General features: G+C 39.5%; 22 protein-coding genes. 19 read left to right on the forward strand and 3 right to left on the reverse strand.

Annotated elements, in window-relative coordinates; translation table 11 throughout:
• Positions 1-75 precede the first annotated feature (75 nt).
• The 8 genes from MKZ11_RS09465 (at position 76) to MKZ11_RS09500 (ending at position 6,686) form a co-directional block, all read left to right on the forward strand.
• Positions 76-705 carry a nitrite reductase gene (locus tag MKZ11_RS09465; protein WP_340794114.1) on the forward strand — a complete coding sequence of 210 codons (630 nt, stop codon included), beginning with the start codon at positions 76-78 and terminating at the stop codon, positions 703-705.
• A gap of 34 nt (positions 706-739) precedes the next feature.
• Positions 740-1,015, forward strand: coding sequence for a glutaredoxin family protein (locus tag MKZ11_RS09470; RefSeq protein ID WP_340794116.1), 276 nt, complete (start codon positions 740-742; stop codon positions 1,013-1,015).
• A gap of 116 nt (positions 1,016-1,131) precedes the next feature.
• The gene (locus MKZ11_RS09475) at positions 1,132-1,419 is read left to right on the forward strand and encodes a metal-sensitive transcriptional regulator (protein WP_340794118.1); all 288 of its coding nucleotides are present in this window, start codon (positions 1,132-1,134) and stop codon (positions 1,417-1,419) included.
• Positions 1,420-1,501: 82 nt separating this feature from the next.
• A complete protein-coding gene (copZ, locus tag MKZ11_RS09480) occupies positions 1,502-1,702 on the forward strand; it encodes a copper chaperone CopZ (RefSeq protein ID WP_340794120.1) in 201 nt (66 codons plus the stop codon).
• 127 nt (positions 1,703-1,829) lie between these two features.
• A complete protein-coding gene (locus MKZ11_RS09485) occupies positions 1,830-4,247 on the forward strand; it encodes a heavy metal translocating P-type ATPase (protein WP_340794122.1) in 2,418 nt (805 codons plus the stop codon).
• A gap of 868 nt (positions 4,248-5,115) precedes the next feature.
• Positions 5,116-5,472: an OsmC family protein gene (locus tag MKZ11_RS09490; protein ID WP_340796958.1), complete on the forward strand. Its 357-nt coding sequence runs from the start codon at positions 5,116-5,118 to the stop codon at positions 5,470-5,472.
• A 264-nt stretch (positions 5,473-5,736) separates the two neighbouring features.
• Complete coding sequence (locus MKZ11_RS09495; protein WP_340794124.1) at positions 5,737-5,985, forward strand: glutaredoxin family protein; 249 nt, start codon at positions 5,737-5,739, stop codon at positions 5,983-5,985.
• 137 nt (positions 5,986-6,122) lie between these two features.
• On the forward strand, positions 6,123-6,686 hold the full coding sequence (locus tag MKZ11_RS09500) for a beta-class carbonic anhydrase (protein WP_340794125.1): 564 nt from the start codon (positions 6,123-6,125) through the stop codon (positions 6,684-6,686).
• A gap of 135 nt (positions 6,687-6,821) precedes the next feature.
• On the opposite strand, the gene MKZ11_RS09505 is transcribed toward MKZ11_RS09500, so the two are convergent.
• Entirely contained in the window at positions 6,822-7,001 is a 180-nt protein-coding gene (locus tag MKZ11_RS09505; protein WP_340794126.1) for a hypothetical protein, read from the reverse strand.
• 925 nt (positions 7,002-7,926) lie between these two features.
• Between MKZ11_RS09505 and MKZ11_RS09510 the strand changes: the two genes are divergently transcribed.
• The gene (locus tag MKZ11_RS09510; protein ID WP_340794127.1) at positions 7,927-10,311 is read left to right on the forward strand and encodes a polyprenyl synthetase family protein; all 2,385 of its coding nucleotides are present in this window, start codon (positions 7,927-7,929) and stop codon (positions 10,309-10,311) included.
• 1,291 nt (positions 10,312-11,602) lie between these two features.
• On the opposite strand, the gene MKZ11_RS09515 is transcribed toward MKZ11_RS09510, so the two are convergent.
• Entirely contained in the window at positions 11,603-12,295 is a 693-nt protein-coding gene (locus MKZ11_RS09515) for a ZIP family metal transporter (protein ID WP_340794128.1), read from the reverse strand.
• 339 nt (positions 12,296-12,634) lie between these two features.
• Between MKZ11_RS09515 and MKZ11_RS09520 the strand changes: the two genes are divergently transcribed.
• The 10 genes from MKZ11_RS09520 (at position 12,635) to MKZ11_RS09565 (ending at position 23,582) form a co-directional block, all read left to right on the forward strand.
• Positions 12,635-13,330, forward strand: a complete 696-nt coding sequence (locus tag MKZ11_RS09520) for a sugar transferase (RefSeq protein WP_340794129.1) — start codon at positions 12,635-12,637, stop codon at positions 13,328-13,330.
• Positions 13,331-13,370: 40 nt separating this feature from the next.
• A complete protein-coding gene (locus MKZ11_RS09525; protein WP_340794130.1) occupies positions 13,371-14,720 on the forward strand; it encodes a polysaccharide biosynthesis tyrosine autokinase in 1,350 nt (449 codons plus the stop codon).
• A gap of 270 nt (positions 14,721-14,990) precedes the next feature.
• Positions 14,991-15,491 carry a CpsB/CapC family capsule biosynthesis tyrosine phosphatase gene (locus MKZ11_RS09530; protein WP_340794131.1) on the forward strand — a complete coding sequence of 167 codons (501 nt, stop codon included), beginning with the start codon at positions 14,991-14,993 and terminating at the stop codon, positions 15,489-15,491.
• Positions 15,492-15,559: 68 nt separating this feature from the next.
• The gene (locus tag MKZ11_RS09535) at positions 15,560-16,900 is read left to right on the forward strand and encodes a lipopolysaccharide biosynthesis protein (RefSeq protein WP_340794132.1); all 1,341 of its coding nucleotides are present in this window, start codon (positions 15,560-15,562) and stop codon (positions 16,898-16,900) included.
• The gene (locus MKZ11_RS09540) at positions 16,893-18,062 is read left to right on the forward strand and encodes an O-antigen ligase family protein (protein WP_340794133.1); all 1,170 of its coding nucleotides are present in this window, start codon (positions 16,893-16,895) and stop codon (positions 18,060-18,062) included. The genes MKZ11_RS09535 and MKZ11_RS09540 overlap by 8 nt, the downstream gene beginning before the upstream one ends.
• A 52-nt stretch (positions 18,063-18,114) precedes the next feature.
• Positions 18,115-19,197, forward strand: coding sequence for a glycosyltransferase family 4 protein (locus MKZ11_RS09545; RefSeq protein WP_340794134.1), 1,083 nt, complete (start codon positions 18,115-18,117; stop codon positions 19,195-19,197).
• Entirely contained in the window at positions 19,194-20,117 is a 924-nt protein-coding gene (locus MKZ11_RS09550) for an NAD-dependent epimerase/dehydratase family protein (RefSeq protein WP_340794135.1), read from the forward strand. The genes MKZ11_RS09545 and MKZ11_RS09550 overlap by 4 nt, the downstream gene beginning before the upstream one ends.
• A 15-nt stretch (positions 20,118-20,132) precedes the next feature.
• Positions 20,133-21,806: a GNAT family N-acetyltransferase gene (locus MKZ11_RS09555; protein ID WP_340794136.1), complete on the forward strand. Its 1,674-nt coding sequence runs from the start codon at positions 20,133-20,135 to the stop codon at positions 21,804-21,806.
• A 49-nt stretch (positions 21,807-21,855) separates the two neighbouring features.
• Entirely contained in the window at positions 21,856-22,593 is a 738-nt protein-coding gene (locus tag MKZ11_RS09560) for a hypothetical protein (RefSeq protein WP_340794138.1), read from the forward strand.
• A complete protein-coding gene (locus MKZ11_RS09565; protein WP_340794139.1) occupies positions 22,590-23,582 on the forward strand; it encodes a polysaccharide deacetylase family protein in 993 nt (330 codons plus the stop codon). Before MKZ11_RS09560 ends, MKZ11_RS09565 begins: the two co-directional genes overlap by 4 nt.
• Positions 23,583-23,622: 40 nt before the next feature.
• On the opposite strand, the gene MKZ11_RS09570 is transcribed toward MKZ11_RS09565, so the two are convergent.
• Complete coding sequence (locus MKZ11_RS09570) at positions 23,623-25,140, reverse strand: glycine betaine uptake BCCT transporter (protein ID WP_340794141.1); 1,518 nt, start codon at positions 25,138-25,140, stop codon at positions 23,623-23,625.
• Positions 25,141-25,390: the final 250 nt, after the last annotated feature.

Raw genomic sequence — 25,390 nt, forward strand, 5'->3', positions numbered from 1 at the left:
GTATAGACTGAGCGAAGGCGCCTTACTGGAATTCTTTATTTCAACATCTATAAATAAAAAGGATGTGCGCTTAACATGGAGCAACAAGAAAAAATGGTTAAACTAGCTGTGAACGGAGGTATATCATTTGGCTCAAAATTAAATGCTAAACAACTAGTTGTCATTGCAGAATATATGAAGGAAGGGGATGAACTCGAGTTAACAACGTTTCAACAACTTTATGTCGAGGTACTTGAGTGTGATGTTGAATTCATTCAAAAAAAATTCGAAGCGGTCGGTTTATCATGTTATCCAGTAGGAAACTTTGTGAAAAGCTTAAGGACCTGCAACTTTTGTAAAGGGGCAGAGCAAGAGGGAATGCCTGTTGCGATTGAACTCAATGATCGAATCGCTGGGAAAGCAGTCCCGACAACACTTCGGCCAGCTTATACAGGATGCCCGATTGGATGCGGTGAACCACTCGTCAATGATATTGGTGTTATGAAAATAAGGAATGGGTATAACTTATCTATTGGGGGAAAGGCAAAAGGATTAGATGCTCAAGCAGGAACAACCATCATGGAGCAAGTACAACCTGAGCAATTGTATAAGGCTGTTGATAAAATCATTGCCATTTACGCTGAACATGGGAAGAAAAGAGAAAACTTCTTTAAATTTGTGAACCGTTATGGTGTCGAAAACTTAAAAAGTCAACTAGTGACATAATGATAAATGTTTAATTGAAGGAAGGTGATGACTTATGAAAAATGTGAAATTCGAGTTGTATACGAGACCAACTTGTTCGGACTGCCAAGAGGCAAAAGCGTTTCTTGCCGAAAATAATATACCCTATATTGACTATGATTTATCCAAGGAACCAGTAAAAGAAAAAGAGCTCATCAAAATAGCAGGCTCAAGAATGGTACCTGCTTTTGTATTTGAAAATAAATCGCTGCTAGGTTTGCTACGTAAACCCAAAGTCATCATTGGCTTTGAACAAAACTTCGATGAAATAAAAAACTTATTAAGAATCTGACGACAACAAGTAGCTATCAAGGGCATTAACGTTTGCGAATGTATGAATTGCACTTCTTAAATCAAAGTAGTAATATAGGGGTACGGGGTATCAGTAAACTTTGAGGAGTGAAGGACATGTCAGAAACAACAAAAACAACTGTTCAACCAAATAAGCAACAGCTTCTTAATCGATTAAAACGTGTTGAGGGACAAGTGAGAGGCGTTCATCAAATGGTAGAGAATGACCGTTATTGTGTAGACATTTTACATCAAATTAGCGCAATCCAATCAGCGATAAACAAAGTTTCATTGGCGTTACTAGAAGATCATACACATCATTGTGTAGTGAACGCGATTAAAGGGCAAGATGGTGAGACGGCGATTAAAGAATTGATGAGTGTTATGAAAACAATGACAAAATAAAAAATAGAGCAATACCTTTTTATTGACATACCCTAAAGGGGTATAGTAGATTGGTAATAACAAAAAACAGGAGGCGTTTAATATGAAAGAAATCTTAAAAGTAGAAGGTATGTCATGTAATCACTGTGTAAATTCAATCGAAACGAATGTCGGGGAACTGGCAGGTGTTTCCGCAGTTAAAGTAGACCTTAACAACAATGAAGTTACAGTGGAATTCGACAATGCGGTGACATTAGCTAACATTAAAGAAACAATCGAAGATCAAGGTTATGACCTCGCTTAACAAATAGACAATAGAATTTTCACTTACACCATGTGGGGGTATAAAATGGTGGATATGATTGTACCTATAGGTATAATCTTTCTTTTTCAAAAATATATACCCCACCAGAGTATTGGAGGAGAGGCAAATGGCAACAACGGAAAAAACACTGCAAATTAACGGCATGACTTGTTCAGCTTGTGCAAATCGTATTGAAAAAGGCTTATCTAAAATAGAAGGTGTCGAGAAAGCAAACGTAAACTATGCATTGGAACGTTCAACAATCACCTACGATCCAGCACAAACAAATGTGAATGAGTTTACAGAAAGAATTGAAAAACTCGGATATAGCGTTGTTCAAGACAAAGTCAATTTTGATATTTCGGGTATGACGTGTGCGGCTTGTGCGACGAAAATTGAAAAACGTATTAATAAAATGGACGGTGTTTCCAGTGCAAATGTTAACTATGCGTTAGAAACAATCGCTGTCGAATATGACAGCAAACAAGTCGAAACGACCGATATGATCACAGCTGTTAAGAAAATGGGTTATGAATTAATACCCAAACAAGATAGCAAAGATAAGATGGATCATAAAGAACAAGAAATTAAAAAGCAAAAAAGAAAGTTTATCTTTTCACTGATTTTGACGCTTCCATTGTTATGGACGATGGTTGCACATTTTGAGTTCCTATCGTTCATTTATATGCCGGAAATACTCATGAATCCCTGGCTACAACTTGCACTTGCAACGCCGGTTCAATTCATCGTTGGCGCACAGTTTTATAAAGGTGCGTTTAATTCGCTTAGAAATAAAAGTGCCAATATGGATGTATTGGTTGCACTTGGCACGAGCGCAGCGTATTTCTACAGCCTCTTTTTATCGTTTGAATGGATGAATGCAGGAAGCGTTGGACATCCTGAGCTCTATTTTGAAGCGTCCGCTGTCATTCTCACTTTAATCGTACTTGGTAAGTTATTTGAAGTGCGTGCAAAAGGGAAAACAAGCCAAGCGATTCAAAAATTAGTAGGTTTACAAGCGAAAACAGCAAGAGTGTTAAGAGACGGCGTTGAATTGGAATTGCCGATTGAACAAGTGATTACAGGAGACACGATCATTGTGAAGCCTGGGGAAAAAATTCCGGTAGATGGAGAAATCATTGATGGCCGTTCTGCAATTGACGAGTCGATGGTAACGGGAGAAAGTATTCCGATCGACAAAGTTGTTGGTGACACCGTCATTGGCGCCACGATTAATAAAAATGGTTCTTTACAAATTAAAGCCACAAAAGTAGGGAAAGATACTGCATTAGCGCAAATCGTAAAAATAGTAGAGGAAGCACAAGGGTCGAAAGCAGAAATTCAGCGTCTGGCAGATAAAATTTCAGGTGTTTTTGTACCGGTTGTTGTTGTAATTGCAGTTGCAACATTCTTCATCTGGTACTTTGCGGTAACACCAGGTGATTTTCGTTCGGCACTAATCCCAACGATTTCGATTTTGGTAATTGCTTGTCCATGTGCTTTAGGATTGGCGACACCGACGTCGATTATGGCCGGTTCAGGGAGAGCCGCTGAAATGGGCTTACTCTTTAAAGGTGGAGAACATTTAGAGAATACACGCTCCATTGATACGGTTGTATTGGATAAAACAGGAACAGTTACAAAAGGAGAACCAGCTTTAACAGATGTCACAGTAACTGAAGGCTTTGTAGAAGACGAGGTTTTACAATTAATTGCGACAGCAGAAAATCAATCAGAGCATCCATTGGCACAAGCGATTGTTCAAGGTGTGAAAGAAAAAGGTTTGTCCTTGCTAGAAGTGACTCATTTCGAAGCATTACCAGGTTACGGAATTCAAGCGACTGTCAGTGGTAAAGCGGTATTGGTGGGTACTAGAAAATTGATGCGCGAACGTGCCGTTGCGATTTTGGATTCGGAAGTGGCGATGGAAAAACTAGAGGCTGAGGGAAAAACAGCGATGCTGATTGCCGTGGATCAGAAACTTGCGGGTGTCGTGGCAGTAGCCGATACGGTGAAAGAAACATCTAAGGAAGCAATTAAACGAATGCAGGAATTGGGTCTGGACGTCATTATGCTAACAGGTGACAACCAAAGAACCGCAGAGGCCATTGCTAGCCAAGTGGGTCTATCCCATGTCATTGCAGAAGTGCTACCCGAACAAAAAAGTGATGAAATCAAAAAGTTGCAAGATCAAGGTAAGAAAGTTGCTATGGTCGGCGATGGAATTAATGATGCTCCAGCGCTTGCGATGGCAAACATCGGAATGGCTGTCGGTACAGGTACAGACATTGCGATTGAAGCAGCAGATATTACACTCATGCGTGGCGATTTAAACAGTGTTGCAGATGCAATTATTATGAGTAGAAAAACAATGCGCAACATTAAACAAAACTTATTTTTCGCTTTCTTCTACAACACAGTTGGGATTCCGATCGCAGCAATCGGGTTACTCGCTCCTTGGGTTGCTGGCGCGGCGATGGCATTTAGTTCTGTGTCGGTCGTATTAAACGCCTTACGTTTACAAAGAGTCAAATTAGAAAAGTAACTATATATGTTGAACAAATGAATACGGCGTATGCGCTTTACAAGGGCTTTTGGGAGACCACTGAAAAGACCCCAATACTCGGAGTGAATTGGAATTCCTGCTACTATCGCTTCGCCGCTTTGTGGATGCCTCCCGCGATAAGCCGGAAAGGAGAGCACTTGGGAGGGATTGAACTGCATCCCCCTTAGTCTTATCGCTCCGGCTACCACGAAGACGCGCCTGCGCTGGATGGTCTATTTGAGAAAGCGCATATCGGTATCGGGGGTGTGACCTGCAACCTGGCATGCCATAAATCGATTGAATGTGATCAACGAATGTCCCAATACATGAGGAATGAATTAGTCATCCTGCTAATCCCGCTTCGCCGCTTTGTGGATGCCTCCCGCGATAAGCCGGAAAGGAGAACACTTTCAGTCTTATCGCTCCGGCTACCACGAAGACGCGTCTTCGCTGGATGGTCTATGCGAGAGAGAGCATTTCGTTAACTGTGATGAAATCTGTAATCTGGAGTTTGTCTTTCTTGACTCTAATTCTATATGTTGAACTATTGAATCCGGTGTATAAACTGAGCGAAGGCATCCCCTAGCGCCGTAGCGGTTCAATGGAGTTTTTTATTTCAATTTAAGCAGTATCAACTAGTAATCACCTTATACTCTCGGCATATACATCTCGAAATCACATTTCTCTCGACAATCCACACCCCGAATTACAACTCTCTCGTTAGTGAGCGCCACAGCAGATTCAATGGGATTCTTTATTTCAACATATATAACTATAAACTGTTGAGTAAACTGTATTTTACGCTGTATACTCTACAGTTTATAGTTTAATTATTAATTTTAAATGAGGAACGGTAACGGTGGCTGAAATGAAAACAAATATGAAGGCTGTTTGGAATGGTGGAATCCAAGGGAAGGGGACGCTAAAAGCAGAGCATCTTGAAACGAACATCGCTGTGCCTGAATCTAAGGGGGGCAGTGGGGACGGGGCAAATCCAAGTGAGCTATTAGTTTCTTCAGCAACAACTTGCTATATAGCAACCCTTACTTTTATGCTTGAAACTAGAAAAATACCAGTCATAGAACTTACAGTAAATTCTGAGGCAACGATATCCGATGAGGGGTTTACCATTACCCACTATCCACAAATCGTTTTATCCACCAATGCAAAAGCAGGGCAAGTTCAATCTGCACAAAGGGCAATAGAAGGAGCAGATAGAGGCTGAGAAGTGGGAAATTTATTGAAAAAAGCGGGTGTTACAATTGACACCAAAGGGAGAGTTTCTTTGAAATAAGTAACATATTTTTATACATTGGTATTCTGTATATGGCGAGTACGGGGTTATTCATATCTATAAAAGGAAAATGACAGGAGGACAGCTTTCACCGGTTGTGCCGTTTTTTACTTGGGATGCCTTCTATTAATCCAGCGGTCACTTTCGTCGGAAAATAAATAGAACCATATGTTCAATTGGAAAAGAGGATATAAGATGAAGGATGACGTAACGGTTTATACAACTACACTATGTCCTGTATGCCGAATGGTGAAGGACTTTCTAAATGATTCTGATATACCCTTTAAAGAGGTGAATGTGGATATTCGGCCAATTGCCATGATAAAACTTATTGGGAAAACAAAGAAACTCACAGTTCCACAAACAAATATGAACGGAGAATGGATTTCGGGATTTGACCCCGTCCGTATGCTGAGTGTAATAAGTGTTGAAAGTGAAATCTGAATAAAACTATTTGACAATTCATTTATTTTGGAGTTATTCTTACTTTGAAGTCGTCCTAAAGGGATTTGAAAAAACGGATCAGTTAATATCTAAAATATGCTGAAAATAGGTACATATGAAGTTAGGAGAGGTTTTATATGATGATTGATAGTGTTTTGGAATACAATGAACAATTCGTTAATGACCGAAAATATGAGGAGTTCCGTACAACAAAATTCCCAAACAAAAAAATGGTGATTGTCACCTGTATGGATACAAGATTAATTGAACTTTTACCACAGTCTATGAATCTGCGTAATGGGGATGCTAAAATTATCAAAAATGCGGGTGGCGTTATTTCCCATCCATTTGGCAGTGCCATGAGAAGTATTCTTGTTGCTTTGTATGAACTAAAAGCAAGCGAGGTTTGTGTAATAGGGCATCATGGGTGTGGTATGGACAATATAAATTCACTTGAAACGATTAAGAAAATGCAAGATGGAGGAATTTCTAAACAAACATTTGACACATTGGAGTTTGCCGGAATTGATATCGAGAAATGGCTAGCAGGTTTTGAAAATGTAGAAGATAGTGTTCGTAATAGCGTGAATATGATTAAGAAACATCCCCTTCTCCCAATTGGTACACCTGTCCATGGTTTAGTAATCGACCCGGAAACAGGTAAATTAGATGTGGTGGTAAAAGACGCTGAAACTAGATGAATCACACTAAAAAAGAATGAAAGTTATCCGTCTCGTATCAGGGGATCGTTTTTGAAAATCGAAATAATTAAAAGGCATTTGAGAATAAAATCATTCCCAAATGCCTTTTACATTTATTTGTTCTTTAAGATTGTGTTAGTTTTGTCGCAGGAAATCCTCGGTCGAAGTTACAGCACAATACATTCCGTTAAGTGCACCGACAAACGCATAATGGACTTGTTCTGCTGGAACTTTCCTTTCTTGATAAGTTAATTCTCGTGTCGCACATGCATCTTCAATAAGTGTAGTTTCATAGCCTATTGATTGCTTCTCCAATGAATAAAGGCAGCTTTCAGTAAGAAACTATACTGAAGCTGCCTTTTCGTATTTATGTATCTATTATTTTTAGAATATTTTTTATAAACGGTCGTTTAAATCTGGAAAGTATATCTTGGCTAATTTTTGATCATCCAGAATGTATGAAGTAGGATACAGTCAGTGATTCATTCATTCATTGGTATAATTCTTGTCATACAGTGATAAAAACTAATTCAAGGATGGTACATTTCACTGGTTGTAATTAGCAGTAGGGGCACAAGACTAGCGGCTAAGCTACTGAGCGTATGAGGAACCGCTGAAGAAGCACATGACTCATAAATAGGAATAATAAGCTCCCATAATACCGTTTCGACGTCCACATGAAAGGCGCCTTCGCTGGTTCTGCAAAGTATATTGATGATACCTAGTTCTTCGCTACAGAGTATACAAATAACAGGTGGCGCCATTTCGTTTAGAGTTAATTGAAATGTGACCTGATTGAATTCTTATTTAATTACGGGTTTTGGTAGGTTTACATACAATGCCTGGTTTTTGATTTATAATTCGATATACTAACTATGAAAGTTGGAACTTTGAATATGATATATAGCGAAGGTGCTATTCGGTGCCAGTTGTTATTATTTACGCTTATAATTATTTCCGCCTTTGCGATTGTACATTCGGCCTTTACTAGTAGTGTGCTGGGATACAATTTGTAAATGAGTGTCGATATGATGGTAAGAACGAACGGGCAAACTTTTTAAGTTACTTTATGCAATACTATATATGTTGAAATAAAGAATTTCATTAAACCGATACGGCGCGAGGGAATGCCTCTCGGCTATTCCTGTTAAGGCGCCTTCGCTCAGTTAATACACTGGATTCAATACTTCAACTTATATAGTGATAGATCAGAAACCATTGAGTAGAGGTGTTGAAGCGTATGAATGAAGAGTTACTAAAAAATGCTGATGCACGCTATCGGTTGGCTGAGCAGGAGGCTGCTCATTATTTTAAATCACTTTCTGTGCAACTTATGCAAAAGACTTATGTCGCTCCTTTGCTAAAAGATATACAGTCGTGGAAAAAGAACCATATTCATCCGTATTCAGTAGTTTCTTTTTTTTCGCGTGGAAAGGGAAAATCTGATTCGAAAGGATACCACACGTATATCCAATGGTTGGATTACACAGGTAAACTAGAGAATTACCTGGATCGGAGCATTTCCTATATTTATTTACGAGATTTGGGCAAAGCATTAGATTCACCTGATACACAGTTCAGGGTTCAACGTGCAGTTGATAGTTTGAAAAATCACCTGACTCATTCCAATCCGACAGATCGTGGAGGCAAACTTGAGGCGTTTAGCATGGCCGGGTTGTACCAGTTGGCCATGAAGGAAGGCGTTGAATCCACTATGATCTGGGTGATGGAAAAATTAAAGACTGTATCCTTCCATATTCCAAAGGGGATGGATGCAGAGGAGGCCCAGCGAAAACTTATTAAAATCATAGCAGGGGTAGTCCTGCATGTGGTTGAAGAGATGGACGCTGAGATTTCTCCAGAAGAACGTTCCCGGAAACTTGACGAAGCGATTAGGCTTGGGTATTCCTATGGTCTGACGTATCCATTCATTGACGACCTTCTGGATGCCAACGTTTTATCCAATACAGAGAAAAAACAGTATTCGAATTTAATACGGTCCACACTTATCACAGGATCTGTTCCTGAATTGGAGGAGTGGACTGGAAAAAACGCGGAACTCATCCGATTTATCCATTCGGAACTCCGGGATGCCTTTGAGTATATTAAGGTCCTTCAGAGACCAGAGACAAGAAAAAGTTTTTTTGAGCAGTCCTATGTGTTTTTCAATTCACAGGAAGTGGATCGTGTAAAGGATCTATCCAATGCAAATTACACGAATGAAGAGATTTATATACCTGTCATTTTAAAATCCTCTTCTTCACGCTTGATTACCCGTTCAGTAATCAGTGCACCTGAGGATGAGGGATTCGATACCCGAACATTCGTATATGGTATATACAACCAGCTAGCGGATGACTTTGCAGATATGTTTGATGATATGAAGGAAGGAAGAGTAACACCTTATACCTATTATATGAAATACCATGATAAGCGCTCTGATCTAATTAATCCTTTTGAATTGTACTGGACGGTTATCTTCAATTTAATCCATAATGTCTATCACTCAGATAGCAAGACACGTGAGGTGATACTCGATCGTGCAATAAACGGGCTGAAACGATTTAAAAAACGAATGGGAACTAAAAAATACAATGAGGTTATGAGGGTATTTGCTGCGGGAAATCCTACATTGAACAAAGTTATCCAACGTATGGTTCGAAAAGCGAATGATGTGGACTTCTTTGATAAACTGCTACGGGATCATATGATTACTAATTTGAAAAGTGAAAGCAAAGAGCAAGAAGACTTTATAGATACAGTTGAAACCGTACGTAATCAGATCAACGACTTTTTAACGATACCCGAAGCCGAGAATGTTTCGTTGATGAGAGAGCCAATAATCGATGCTGCAAATTACAGTCTGGAAGGTGATGGAAAGCGATTAAGGCCAATCATGACATGGGTCATGGGTGTTAACGGATATGGGCTAAGTGAGTCGTCAATCGTGCCACTTCTGAGATCATTAGAATATATGCATACTGCATCCCTAATTTTCGATGATCTGCCATCTCAGGATAATGCGTCCACTCGTAGGGGGCGTCCAACCCTACATCAGGTACATGACGTTGCCATAGCGGAATTAACCGGTCTTTTTCTGACCCAAAAAGCGATTGAGGAACAAACATATCTTGACCAGTTCGATTCGAAAACGGTGATAAACTTGATTCGATATTCGTCTCAAATAGCGGGGGATATGTGCAGGGGACAGGAGATGGACTTGGATTCCAGAGGGAAACAATTGACGCTGGAACAATTAAATAGGATGTGTTTTTATAAGACCGGGATCGCATTCGAAGCTTCTCTCATAATGCCTGCAATTCTCGCTCATGCAGAGGAGTTGGAAATGGGTGCTTTGAAAAAATTCGCCCGTCACGTCGGCATTGCATTTCAGATTAAGGATGACTTGCTTGACGTTGAAGGAGATCAAAATGTACTCGGAAAACCTATTGGAAAAGACGCTGAAAACAACAATACGACATTTGTATCAATCCTAGGCGTTGTAGGTGCTAAGAAAGCGATGTGGGAACATTATTGTATTGCCATGGAAACATTGCAAGAAGTACCACGTAATACTACTTTTTTGAAGCATTTACTAAATTATATTGTGAACCGGGATCATTAAGCTTGTTATTTCTAAAAATCGGATAGAATATCGATAGTCTTTTTGTTTCATAGAAAATATCATAAAATTATATATGTTGAAATTAAGAATCCCATAGAACCTGTTTTGGCGCTCAATAATGAGAGAGGGTTGTAATTCGGGGTGTGGATTGTATAACGCTGGGCGCTTTGGGGATGCCTTTCGCCGTAAGCCTGGATTATATTCTCGCTTCGCATCCAGTCTTACGGCTTCGGCGACCCCTTTGCCGCGCCTGCGCTAGGGTGTTCATTATCGAGAGAAATAAAACTTTGAGATGTATATTCCGAGATTATAAGGTGATTACTATTCGATACTATATATTGAAATAAAGAATTTCATTGAACCGCTACGGCGCTAGGGGATGCCTCCCGCCATAAGCCAAGCAGCTTCGCCGCCAGTCTTATGGCTTTGGCTACCCGGTGTCCAGTTACTGACACAATTCACGTCCTTCGAATTGTTACAGCAACTGGCATCGAATAGGCGCCTTCGCTCAGTTTATACACCGGATTCATTTGTTCAACATATATAATTATAGTCAAGAAAGACGCACTCCGGGTTGTAGATTTCATCACAGCTAATGAAATACGCTTTCTCAAATAGACCATCCAGCGCAGACGCGACTTCGCGGGAGGCATCCACAAAGCGTCGAAGCGATATTAGTAGGATTTCTAATTCATTCCTCATGTATTGGGCTATTCGTTGATCACATTCAATCGATTTATGACACTCCAGGTTGTAGGTCCCATCCCCAAAAACGAAATGCGCTTTCTCAAAGACTATCCAGCGCAGGCGCGACTTCGTGGCAGCCGGAGCGAGAAGACTGAAAGCGCTCTCCTTTCCGGCTTATCGCGGGAGGCATCCACAAAGCGCCGAAGCGGTATTAGTGGGATTTCTAAATCATTCCTCATGTATTGGGCTATTCGTTGATCACATTCAATCGATTTATGGCACGCCAGGTTGTAGGTCCCATTCCCAAAAACGAAATGCGCTTTCTCAAAGACTATCCAGCGCAGACGCGACTTCGTGGTAGCCGGAGCGAAAAGACTAAAGCGCTCTCCTTTCCGGCTTATCGCGGGAGGCATCCACAAAGCGTCGAAGCGGTATTAGTGGGATTTCTAAATCACTCCAAGTATTGGGGTTTTTTCAGTGGCTTCCCAAAAGCCCGTGTAAAGCGCGAACGTCGTATTCATTTGTTCAACATATAGAGGAAGAGCTTTTAATTCGAAAAGTTTGAAGAAGTTAGCGCATGATGGCCAAAAGGAAAGCGTCAAAATTATAACAACAGATGAAATAGACTGCTGAGTAAATAACCAATAAGAATGTATCCAATGAAAGATATGGCGCGTACAACTTTTAGGTTATGTAAGATAAATTCGCTAATACTTGTAGCTGCAATAAGGCCAATCGAAATCCCCATAAGAACACCTTGTTCTTTTATAGACAGATTTACATAATGCCCAATCCAAATGAATAGACTAAAACTAATTGATAAGCCGAGGAAGCCCAGAAATAACTTCCATGGCTTTTTCCTTTGCGTCAAAAATGCAGTTGTAAGGGCAAAACCTTCCGGGAGATGATGCAGTATGACTGAAGCTGTAATCGTGATGCCGACGATTGAATTCTCCATCAAGCTACCAATGGTCATGCTTAGCGGAATTGTATGGATGAGTATAGCGAACATGAGCAAGTAAACGGATGGACTTTGACCGATGGACGGATGGACTAAATTACGAAGCACTAGAAAAAATAGATAACCAATGAGTACCCCTAGAATGATTCCAAAAGACTTGTACATCTTCAACGCGTTTGGAATGATATCAACTGCAAGTAACCCCACTAAAAATCCACCACAGAGGAGTGATAATCCTGCTTTTGAATTTTGGAATAGCTTAGATACTAGCCAAGCAATCCCACCCCCGATGCTTATACTGAAAAAAAGAAATCCACCAAGTATCATTGCGCTCATCTACATTCCCCCCTCCCCATCTATATATATTGGCATAAAGAATACTACTAACAACGGCTTGGCGTTTCGGCTACCTCGTTAAGAAGCCTTGGCTGGAGATTATATAGAATCATTATTTCAACATATATAATACTGACATTCGCTCTACAAAATATATGCACAATATTGTCTTGTATGATACCGCTATTCATTGGAAAAGTATTAAAAGTTATGGCCAATCAAAAGTAAATGATAATTGGGCGAAAAAACTGGTTCTGCTGACCTACATATAGTGAATACAATAATAGTAATGGGAAAGAAGATAGAAAAGAAAACAAAGTGAGAGAGGTGAATTAGTTATTGTCCATTCAAATTCAAGAACAAACAAAAGAAGGACATCAGATTGGACAACTGGGCCATCAAATCACCGTGCCAGAACGAAGGTCGTCTGGATATCACTTATGGAAAAGAGTGTTTGATCTAATTTTCGGCTTTAGTTTTCTCCTTTGTTGCCTACCTTTGTTCATCTTAGTGTCTGCTCTTATAATTATTAATTCAGGTAGGCCAGTTTTTTTCATCCAGACAAGGACTGGTACAAATAATAAAAGATTTCGTATGTTGAAGTTCCGAACAATGACGGTGTCTAAGCATAATGAAAAAAGGCACACATATAATTGGAAGGAAGGCGTGCCGGACAGTTTCCAATTTAAAACTGAATATGATTCAGCAGTTACACCAATTGGGAAAGTGTTACGTAAATACAGTTTGGACGAGTTACCTCAACTATTGAATGTGCTGATGGGCCATATGAGTCTAGTTGGTCCGCGGCCTGAAATACCTGCGATAACGGAATTCTATAATCTTAGACAGTCGAAACGACTTTTAGTGAAGCCTGGTATTACAGGATATGCACAAGTAAAGGGACGGGCAGATTTGAACCATGGAAAGAAAATCGATTACGATCTGTATTACATTCAATATTGTTCTTTCCTACTTGATTTGAAAATTTTTTTTGTAACGCTAGCTTCTGTTATAAGGAGTAAGGGGGCCTATTAAAAATGAAAGATATAGGAATTGCCTTCCTGGAAGTTAACTGATGACAAGGGCAATTGAACTGCAAGATTTATTGTTAGCCTTTAAGCGACGGGCAAAAACTATCGTAAGTATTGTCTGCCTATTTACATTGTGTGGCGGAGCCGTGGGTATATTCATTCCCCCGACCTATGAATCAGAGGTAGATGTACTTGTCAACTCCTCATGGGGAAAGGAAGGGGAAACAACATCGACAATTGGTGAAATTGATACAAGTTTACGTTTGATAGAAACGTATAAACAAATCTTGAAGAGTGATCGTATGACGAACAAAGTGAACGAGGCAATGAAGGGTTCTTATACCAAATCGGTCATTTCAAAAAAAGTGAAGATTGAATCAGGTAATGGTTCGCAAATTATTACGGTTATCGCACAAGAGGAAACGGCTGAACTTTCAGCTTTACTAGCCAATACGTTTGTAGCAACGTTTAAAGAAGAAATAAAAACACTTATGAATCTCGACAATTTAACAATTTTACAAGAAGTTGCATCGAAGACAGATACGAAAAAAGTTAAGCCGATTCCGCTATTTTATATTGCGTTATCTTTCACGATTAGTTTGGTGGTGTGTCTTGCAGTCATATTGGTGCAAGAAGTTTACTTTCCCAATCTCGACTCGGAAAGTAAAGTGGAAGGTGCATTAGATCTCCCACTTTTAGGTTCGATTTTTACACTGCGTAAACAGTTCCGTGAAATTGGGCAGCCAGATTATTTGAACACATTGTTTCCTCGCGCCGCTAATGAGGATTTTAGAAGACTTGCCGCTATTATTCATCACTCCGTGGACAAAAAAGGGATGAAGATTTTAATGGTAACGAGTACGGATCAAGGAGATGGCAAAACGTTTATAGGAAGTAATCTTGCAGCCACCCTAGCGTCAGATGGAAAAAGAACATTGTTTGTTGACGCCAATCTACGGAATTCGACGACACGTATCTTGTTTGATCTACCAGAAAGGAAAGGGCTCACTTCAGTCATTTCTGGATTTTATAAATTGGATGAAATTATTCAACACTCAAAGCAGGAAAACTTATCTTTTATAAGCACTGGGCCACTTCCCACGAATCCTGCACAATTCCTCTTGTCGAAAAATATGGCTTCATTGATGGCTACTTTGAGAGAGAAGTTTGATGTTGTCATCGTTGACACTCCTGCATTGACGGTTTCTGATGCTGTTAATATCCTTCCGGCGATAGACAGTTGCCTATTCATCGTCGATAGTAATCGAACATCTGAAAAAAAGGCGCTTAACTGTTTGCAATCATTAAAAAAAGTGGACGGAAATGTGCTGGGCGTGATAGTGAATCATAAGGGGAAATATCTCAAAAAAATGATGAGAGAGTCAATTTCATAATAGAACAATAAGCCTTAAAATCCGAATGAGATTGATTTCCGCGGGCTTGGCTTCAGTCAATCGAATAGCGTAGGCATCTGTTTACTACTCTCAACGCTTCGCTTTTGTTCGCAAAAGCCGTTCTCCGTGACGGCTATCGCTACAATCAACGAGATTAGAACTGTATATTTACGAACCATGAAGCAAGTAATTATATTAATTTCCGCATTTTTAATTGGAAAAGGTATTTATGAAATTGACTCAAGTGACTATTAATAGAAAGAGGTAAGAATGAAAATTATTTTATATGAAAAGTTGGCCATCGATTTAAAGAGCCTTCCACATCCAATAACAAAATCAGATAAATACGTTCTCATAAGTATTCCAGACCAAAAGATACCGCAATTTGCCTATACAGTCTTTTTTGAAATGCAACTTATGGGGTACATTCCGATTATTGCTCATGCAGAGAGGAATTTCGAATTACGTAATGATAATTCAATTTTACGTGAATTTGAAAAAAAGGGGGTTCTTGTTCATGTCGCAGCTGAAAGCATTATTGGAATGAATGGCAGAGAAAATCGGAAAATAGCCATAAAGCTATGTCGGAAAGGGCTCGTCCATTTTATATCTACTGCCTCTACAGGAAAGAATGTTTCATCTCCTAACCTTATAAATGCATACCATTGTTTAGAGAAAAAAATACCTTCTGCTATTGTAGAATCTTTAAAGCAGAATGCAGAACATCTTGTCGATGGAACAGACTTCCATCCGCAATTCAGTATACGGTAAGAGTGGGACAATAGTTAGATGGGGCTGGGATTACTGTTCATTAATTATGAGGAATCGGGGTAACTGTCATGCCGCCTTTTTTACGATGGAAAGAAAGGCTATTCGCTAATCACTTTATCCGGAGCCTGTCCGTAGTTATGGCCGGTACGGCGTTATCGAACGTTTTAATCATCGTAACGACTCCGGTTCTGACAAGACTGTATACTCCTGAGGAATTCGGCAGTCTGTCTGTTTTTTTATCAATTCTCTATACGTTGACGATTATCACATCGCTTAGATATGAAACGGCTATTCCTATTCCTAAAAAAGATGACGATGCATTTCATTTGTTCATATTGTCAGCTGGCTTAGTGGTAGTCGTCAGCGCTCTGGCCTGTATTACTATACTACTGCTACAATTTGCTGACGTATTTCAAATTCCCGGAGTGCAAGGACATATGTGGATTCTGTCTTTAAGCCTTTTTGGGATTGGAATGTTTCAAGTGTTGAATTGTTGGGCACTTCGCACAGAAGAATACAGTGCAGTTTCCAAGTCGAAAGTGATGATGAATGGTGGTCAAGTCCTATCACAGGTACTTCTCGGCTTCATCCATCCTGGCGTACTAAGCTTACTCGTCGGTGAGGTGGCAGGAAGGATCACAGGAACATTCGCTTATTTGAAAACAGTAAACATGGAGCGACTTCGAAGTCATAAGTTCAATGCCAGAAAAATGAAAGAGGTGATGGTACGGTATAAATCCTTCCCGTTACTCTCCAGCTGGTCTGCACTTATCAATAGTCTTGGTAGTCAGGCTCCAGTTTTTTTTCTTGTGGCAATATTCGATACAAAAACTGCTGGTTTTTTCTTTCTGGCACAGAAAGTACTGACCGTACCTGAAGGACTTCTAGGTTTTTCAGCGTCCCAAGTATATTTATCGCAAGCTGCGCAAAAAGCCAGGCAGTCATATGAACAATTTCATGCGTTTTTTTGGGGTATCGTTTTCAAAATGACTGTCATGGGGGTTATCGCGATTGGGGCAGTTACCCTCGTGGCTCCTCTATTAATTGAAATAGTTTTCGGGGAAGCATGGAAAGAAACAGGGGTCTATATCCAAGCATTGGCAATTTTATATATAACAAAAATCATTATCAATCCAATCACGGCAAATTTTTATGTATTTGAAGCATTAAAAACACAAATAGCAGGCGAGATAATTCGATTTTTCCTCATTCTACTATCAATCATCATTGCAATCCAAAGCAAAGAAGATCCTGTAATGGCGATTTTATGGATTAGCATAGGGAGTTCCATTGGTTACTGTTGTATCGGGTTTTTATCCTGGTATGTTATGAAACGACATACGTTTATGTCTCCTATCATGTCAAATCCAGAAGTGTTGAGTGGTAGGGGGGACGAAGGAGGTGTCTGACAAAACAGTCAAGTCACTATCGAGTTATATTTTCTTAACAATGGCGATTAGTTCATTTGTTGTAATCGAGCCATCGCCATATGACCTGTTAATGTCTCTTCTGCTAATATCCTGCATTGTCCTGTCTTACTTTTCCATCTCAAGAAAAACTGCGCCACCGATTATTATTGGACTCCTTTTTCTCCTGACAAATTTGATATCATTGTTTTTTGTGAAACAAGCCTCCTTATCGGTGATGTATTTTTTTATCACTGTTTATTTGGTAGGAACGTTTATTTTCCTAATAGCACTCGGACAAAGAATGAAGTTCGAACTCTTTCGCATCATACTAGGTGGATATATGTTATCAGCGCTCTTATCAACTTTGCTTGGTATCGGTGCATACTTTAACCTATTCGAAGGCAGTGATTCATTTTTAATGTTCGGACGAGTAAAGTCGATGTTCAAGGATCCGAATGTTTTTGGGCCATTTCTGGTCATTCCTGCTTTATATGCACTTGCTATTGCGGAAGGAAGCGGAAAGCTTGCTTGGAAAAGGTATTTATACTTTTCTGCATTTCTTATATTGACAATTGGCATCATCATTTCCTTCTCAAGAGCGGCATGGGGAAATTTTGCTTTGGCTTTCATTCTCTATATGGCTGCAGTGAAAAAGGGAACAGGACGGAATCGATTACGAACGATACGTCTCATTTTAGTTATTGCGATCCCATCCTTTTTATATTTCATTCAAACTCCGGCGGTTGAGGAACTTTTGTCTACTAGATTAAGTATAAAAAACTATGACAGTGACCGTTTTGGAACACAGCAAAAAGCATTTGTGAGTGGTCTGTCGAATTTACTAGGTATGGGGCCGGGACAGTCAGAATTACTATTTCAATATTCTCCTCATAGTTTGTATGCGAGAGTATTCACTGAGAATGGCTTGGGCGGATTGCTGGTAATAACTACACTTTTCATATCTGCGATAGTAAGAGCATTCCAAAATTTCATGGTATCAGCACATACTGAAAGCGCTTTGCATGCAATAATAGTTGCTTCTTTAATAGGTCTTGCCTTTAATAGTTTCTTCATAGATACACTACATTGGCGTCACTTGTGGATTGTACTGGCGCTTGCATGGTTTCCGGTGAGAAGCAGAAAAATGGAGCTAGGGAAGTGAACAATTGTATATAGAAAATCCCCCTCTGAAAGTAGTACAACTTATTACGCGAATGGATACAATGGGCGGTGCACAATCACATGTTCGAGATATTTCAATCAGTCTGAAAAGAAAAGGATATGCAATAAGCATTGTGACAGGTGGAGACGCAAATCAACATTTTGAGATAGAAAATGAGAAGATTGATGTGCATTATTCCAAGTATCTTATCCATAAAATACACCTCTTAGCAGATGTGAGGGCTTTTTTTGAAATCAGAGGCTTATTGAAAAATATCAGACCAAATCTTGTCGCAACACATTCATCTAAAGCGGGAGTTATAGGGCGTCTAGCAGCTTATTCTTTACGTATTCCGGTGGTGTTCACAGTACATGGATGGTCCTTTACAGAAGGCGTAAGAGGAACAAAAAGACGATTGTATATGTGGGTTGAGAAGTTCGCGGGAATTTTTACTGACGGTGTGATCTCTGTATCAAATTATGATAGGAAGCTTGCTCTCCAACACAACATTGTACCTGCAAGGAAAATCATACAAATTCATAATGGCGTGCATGATGCGGTTATTGATGAGAGCTCAGCTGATAGAGGTGACCCCAAAAAATTGATGATGGTTGCACGTTTTGCACCCCCAAAAAAGCAATTGCTGTTGCTAGAAGCCCTCGTTAAACTAAAACATCTGAATTGGGAGATGTACTTTATTGGTGATGGGCCTGAAATGAAAGAAGCGCAAGAATATGCAGCTTTAAATAATATTGGTTCCCGAGTTCACTTTGAAGGCGCAAGGAAAGACGTGGCGAAATTCCTTTCAAAGGCACATATTTCAATCTTACTTTCTGGTCATGAAGGGTTCCCGCTTTCAATCTTGGAGTCGATGCGGGCTGGATTGCCAATAATCGCATCAGATGTCGGAGGAATAGCAGAAGCCGTCGGCAAAGATAATGGTTTTCTTATTGGATTGGAAAACAAGGAATTGCTTGTGAGCAGTATTGAACAGCTGATTCAAAGTCCAATCATGCAAGTTGAAATGGGATGTAAAAGTCGGGAATTATATGAACAGCATTTCACTTTTGACAAAATGATTACTCAAACTATTACTTACTATAAAAAAGTCATGGGGAAGAGGATGTCGGGATGAAGGTATTGATAACTGGAGGGGCGGGGTTTATCGGCTCGCATATAGCTGAGGAATTGCTTGCCCATAATTATGAAATCATAGTAGTCGATAATTTGAAATCAGGGAAGATAGAGAACCTTCCGGGGAAAATGAAGTTATACAATATGGACATAAACGATCGAGAAATGCAGTATGTATTCGAACTTGAACAACCTCATATTGTTATACATCTGGCAGCACAAACTTCAGTTGTTGCTTCAATGGAGGACCCACTTGCAGATTTTCAAGCGAATACAGCAACGACCGTTAAACTTTTACATTTGTCTAAAATGAATGGCGTGAAAAAGTTCATCTTCGCATCTTCTGCAGCTGTATATGGCGAACCTTTCATTTTACCTGTTGATGAAAACCATACAATTAACCCGCAATCATTTTACGCAGTATCTAAATATGCTGCAGAAAATTATATTCGCTCCTATGAAGAGTTGTATGGGTTGGAAAGTTGTATATTACGTTTTTCAAATGTCTATGGATCTAGGCAACAGGCAGGGGGAGAAGGAGGAGTTGTATCTACTTTCATCTCCAGGATGTTGCGGGATGAGGGAGTATGTATTTATGGCGGAAGTCAAACGAGGGACTTTATCTATGTAAAGGATGTTGCAATCGCTTGCCGGAAATCTCTTGAACCAGGCTTGAAAGGTTTTTTTAATATCAGTTCGAATACGGAAACAACGATTAAGGAACTGTTTATGGTTATTGCTGATAAAACGTTATCATCTACAAAACCTCAATTTAAATCACTTCGCCCTGCAGAAATAGTGAGAAGTGTCCTCAACAATGAAAAAGCTCGTTCTGAACTAATGTGGAACGTTAGTTATCCGCTATCTATTGGGCTTGATGAAACAATCAGTTATTATTCGACTTTACTTAACTACAGATAAGTGGGGGTAAAGAAGGTGGAATTAGTATGGATTACAAAGAGAGAGCAGTTACAACAATATCGCGCTGATTGGTCTCTAATATTAGAAAAAAATCAGAATACGAATCCATTTATCGAATTTGATTGGATCAATGAATGGTGGAGACATTTAGGGATTGATAGCCAAGTGGAAATAATAGCGGTACTACAAGAAAATAAACCCGTTGCATTTTTCCCCTTTCTTTATAAAAGAAGCTGGCTCGGTTACAGATATAGCTTTATGGCTTTTGGACAGGCTAATTATATGGATTTTATAGTTTATGAAGATTTATTGGACAGTGTAATTGAAATTGTAGTTGATGAAGTCATCCGTTCCAGAAAAAATGTTGTATTTTACTTGCATGGTCTGCTTGAGAGCAAAAGTACCCCAAAGTCTTTGGAGTATTATTTACAAAAAAGAAAATTCGTTTTTTCCGTTCATCGAGTAATCACTCCCTATATCGATCTCCAAAAGATAAAACTCGATGAATACATGCGGGAAAGGCAAAGATTACATCGGCTAGATAGAAGAGAAAAAAAACTGCGGAGTATTGGAAATGTACGGGTGAGCCCAACTGAAATTTCGGAAATGGATTATATATTTAAACTACACAAAAAACAGTGGAAAAAAAAGCATGATACAAGTGGATTTACAAATGAAAAAGAAAAGGCCTTTTACCGCAGCCTTGCTTGTATTCAAGAAGGACCGATGAAAACTGAAATCGATTCTTTATATATAAATAACACAATGATTGCTTTCAATTATGGATTCAACTGCCGAGGACGATTTTTAGGTTATGTATTAGGCTATGATAATGATTTTGAGGGTTTCAGTCCTGGTCGTATTCTTGAAAAAGAAAAAATATTGCAATGTAAATACAGCGACTATCAAACTTTTGATTTAAGCATTGGTTACGAAACATATAAATTTGATTGGAATACGGATGTCGATTATACGAGAAAAATGATTTTTTCGTCGGACACTATTAGTGCAAATACTTCGCGGATTTTTTTATCGGTGAAGGAAACCATTATAGAACGTATTAAGAAAAACCATAAACTTGTATTATTTAAGCGAAATAAAATTGGAAAACTAGTGTATATCTTTAGGAACTTATTTAATAAAAATGAGATGAAAAGTATTTGGAGTGAATTTAAAGAAATGGTGATTCGAGGGGGAAAATATGTACACGAATGTAACCATTATCTTGTGTATAAGATTGAAAGAACGGCTATTAACGATTTATCCAGGGCAGATGTTTTTGTTGAATTGACATTAGCAGATGCATTAAAAGACCCGGTAATCTCCAAGTTCCACATGAAGGAAATTTGCCGGAAGATATACGGAGGATATAGAGGGTATTATCCTAATGGAAGTTTGTCTAATGAAAATATATTTTGGACAAATGAAAAGGTGCTTCGAATCGATTCTATCTCCTATATCGAAAACTTTCGAAAAAACTCCGTCTATATACAGAATTGGAATAAAAGTAACTTTGCAGATGTATGCTCATTCGTAAAAAGAAGCAGCAAGGCAAGAATGCTCTATGTAACGATTAAGGATGTTTCTCAACAAGATAGTACGGCCTTGAAAGATATGGGTTTTACTCTTTGTAAAAAAATTAGTAAAAGAACTTTTTTTGGCGTTAGTAAACAACAAATCACAGAGTGAAATCTGGGAGGCGAAAACTATTATTACAATTGAAAGAAAAGTCATGCGTGTGAATATCAAAACATGTTATTTCGCGAGTGAGACTATTCAGCCAGGTTCTAATGTTCAATTGATTGGCTATTCCCATTCCTTTATTCCGAAGAGTGAACTTAGAAGCTTCGATACCATACAAATCGATTTGTCGAAAGATGAAAATATATTACTCATGGAAATGCATAAAACAACTCGAAGACAGATTAGAAGTGCATTAGATTTGGATTTGAAGCATATTGTTATTGATAATCCCTCAGATCAGGAATTGACGAAATTCCAAGACTTTTATAATCGATTTGCGAAAAATAAACAAACACACACATGTAATTCATATCACATGCAAACAATGAAGCTTCTCCGTGAGAAACAAGCTTTGGTACTTACGTATATGCAAGATAAAGAGGAAAATGTTCTTTGTTACCGTATTTACTTGACAGATGGAATTATTGCGATGAATTTGTATTCTGCGTCCCATTTTCGAATGGTAGACAGTCCAGAGGTGAAGAGGATTCTGAGCCAGGCAAACCGACTCCTTATATGGCAGAGCATTATCTGGTTTAAAGATAAGGGCAACCTGTTATATGACATGGGGGGATTATCAGACAATGAAAACATACGCAGATTTAAAATAGGGTTCGGGGGAGAAATTGTTCCCGTCTTTTCAGGTTATGAAGCACGATCTAACTTAGCGAAAGTTATTTTGAAGCTCAGAAGTTGGAAATTAGCTTCTGCCACTAGTAGAGGGATACAGTGACGAAACAAGGGGTTTTTATCATTTCTCTTGATTTTGAATTGAATTGGGGAGTGCATGATGTTTTTTCATTGGAAAAATATAAGGAGAATATAAGTGGTGGCAGAGTAGCTATTCCGCGAATGCTAGAGCTATTCAAGCAATTTAATATCCATGCAACCTGGGCGACAGTAGGTATGCTATGTTTTGATACAAAGAAGGAGTTATTGGCCAATCTGCCATTCATTCGTCCAACCTATCAGAACTTAAGTTTTTCCCCTTATGAAAAACTGCATGCAGTGGGGCTAGATGAAGAACAGGATCCTTATCATTTTGGTTTGTCCTTAGTTCGGAAAATTGCTAGCACTCAATACCAGGAAATAGGGACGCATACATTTTCACATTACTATTGCCTTGAAAAGGGGCAGGACGCTAAGCAGTTTGAAACAGACTTGACTACGTCAATCAAGGCATGTAGCTTCAATGGACAGCCGATCCGTTCGCTTGTCTTCCCACGAAATCAGTTGAATAAAAGTTACTTGCAAATTTGTAGAAGTGCTGGAATCGATAGCTTTCGGGGGAATGAAGAGAGTTGGATTTATAAAGCAAGCCGTTACGAAAGCCAAAGTCGAATGAAAAGGATGCTTCGCTTGCTTGATTGCTATATAAATATTTCTGGGCAACATACGTACCCCATGGATACCGTCGAACGAGAACCGCTTGTCAACCTGCGCTCCAGCAGGTTCTTAAGACCTTTCAGTCAGCCATTGAAAGCACTAGAGCCACTCCGATTACGCAGGATTAAGAAAGGAATCGAATATGCTGCACGAAATGGTGAAGTCTATCATTTATGGTGGCATCCCCATAACTTTGGCAAGTATACGGACGAAAACCTAGCCTTTCTAACAGAAATTCTTCAAGTTGTTTCAGATATGAGAGAGAAGTATGGTTTTCAAAGCATGAATATGGGAGAGGCATCAACATTAATTGCGGCACTTCGATATAAAGAGTAAAGCCAAGACCGAGCATATGACTCGGCCTTGGCTTTTTAAATCATTTTTTCTTTTTCTTATCATAAGGTCTGACCATTAATCCCATCTCTTTACGTTCTTGATCAAGGGCTTTATAGAACGAGATCATCATGAAAATGATGACGAAAGAAAAGGGAAGTGCGGCGATGATCAATGCATTCTGGAGTGCGTTCAGTCCGTTGGCAGAAAGAAGGATGGTCGCGACTGCCGCTTGAGCGATACCCCAAGTTAATTTTACGATGTTTTTCGGATTAAGGGATCCAAATGTTGTTTGCATACCGAGTACAAATGTAGCCGAGTCCGCAGATGTGATGAAAAAGATTGCAATGAGTATGATCGCTATAATCGACAGCATCATTGACATCGGCATCTGATTGAAAACGGCGAAAAGCGTCTCTTCGGTTTGCAGACCGGATAGATCGGTGCCTTTCATTTGTACATCCATTGCAGTGGCACCGAAAACGGAAAACCAGAAAAAGCTAAGCAAAGTAGGCAATAGCAGGACACCGACTAGAAATTCCCGGATAGTCCGGCCGCGCGATACACGGGCAATGAATATGCCGACGAAAGGAGCCCAAGAAATCCACCAAGCCCAATAAAAAATCGTCCAATCATTAATCCAAGCACGGTCGCTGTCATTAAGCGGTGCAGCTCGGAAACTCATACGGGGCAAGTTTTGTAAGTAGGCACCAATCGTATCTGTAAATGTATTGAAGATTAACAAAGTAGGTCCGAGAACAACGACAAGCACAAGTAATACTACTGCGAGTACCATATTAATGTTAGACAAATACTTTATCCCTTTTCCTATGCCAGACCAAGCAGAGGCAATAAATAAGATTGTTACAATCACGATAATTATTACTTGAACTGGGAAACTGATGGGTAAATCGAACAGATAGGCTAATCCGCCATTTATTTGAATGGCGCCAAATCCTAACGTTGTTGCAACCCCTACCACTGTCGCGAATACGGCGAGTACATTAATTAGCGTACCTAGTGAGCCATCCATCCGTTTACCGAAGAGCGGCTTTAATGTGGAGGAAATTAAACCGGGTTCACCCTTACGAAATTGGAAATAAGCAAGAGCCATAGCAACGACAGCGTAAATTGCCCATGCATGGATGCCCCAATGGAAGAAAGTGAAACGCATTGATTCACGGAAGGCAGCGTCGGTTCCAGGACTCTCCGTTGCTGGGTTAATGGCGAAATGGGATAAGGGTTCCGCTGCTCCCCAAAAGACTAGCCCGATCCCCATACCGGCCGAAAAGAGCATAGCAAACCAGCTCATCCGGGAATACTCTGGTTTTTCATCAGCCTTACCGAGTGTGATTTGTCCCATCGGACTAACGATGAAGTACAAGCAGAACAATACAATCCCGGTAACAACGAGTAAATAATACCAACCGAATGAGGAAGTGATGAAATCTTTCATGTTATTTGTTACACTTTCAAAGCTTGCGGGTGCAAAAGCACCGTATGCAACTGCTAATATTACTAGTAAGACGGAAATCCAAAAAACGTTTGAAACCTTTTTCATTCAATCACCTATGTTTCTTATGGGATTTTGTTGCAAGTCATTTAGATAAAGCTTGTCCATTTTTTATCATTACCATGCACACATTCCTACTTTCATACCCTTTAACTACGGTTGTTAAACAGTAGAAGTCCAATGGAAAAACGATTTCATTGTTAAATGAAATCGTTTTTTATCGACTGTAGAGTTCAGGGTGGCAGTTACTAACTGAGAATGTACGACTAAATAATGTAACTATATGAGTTAATTTCAT

The organism is Sporosarcina sp. FSL K6-1508 (genome assembly GCF_038007465.1).
Taxonomy (GTDB): domain Bacteria; phylum Bacillota; class Bacilli; order Bacillales_A; family Planococcaceae; genus Sporosarcina; species Sporosarcina psychrophila_B.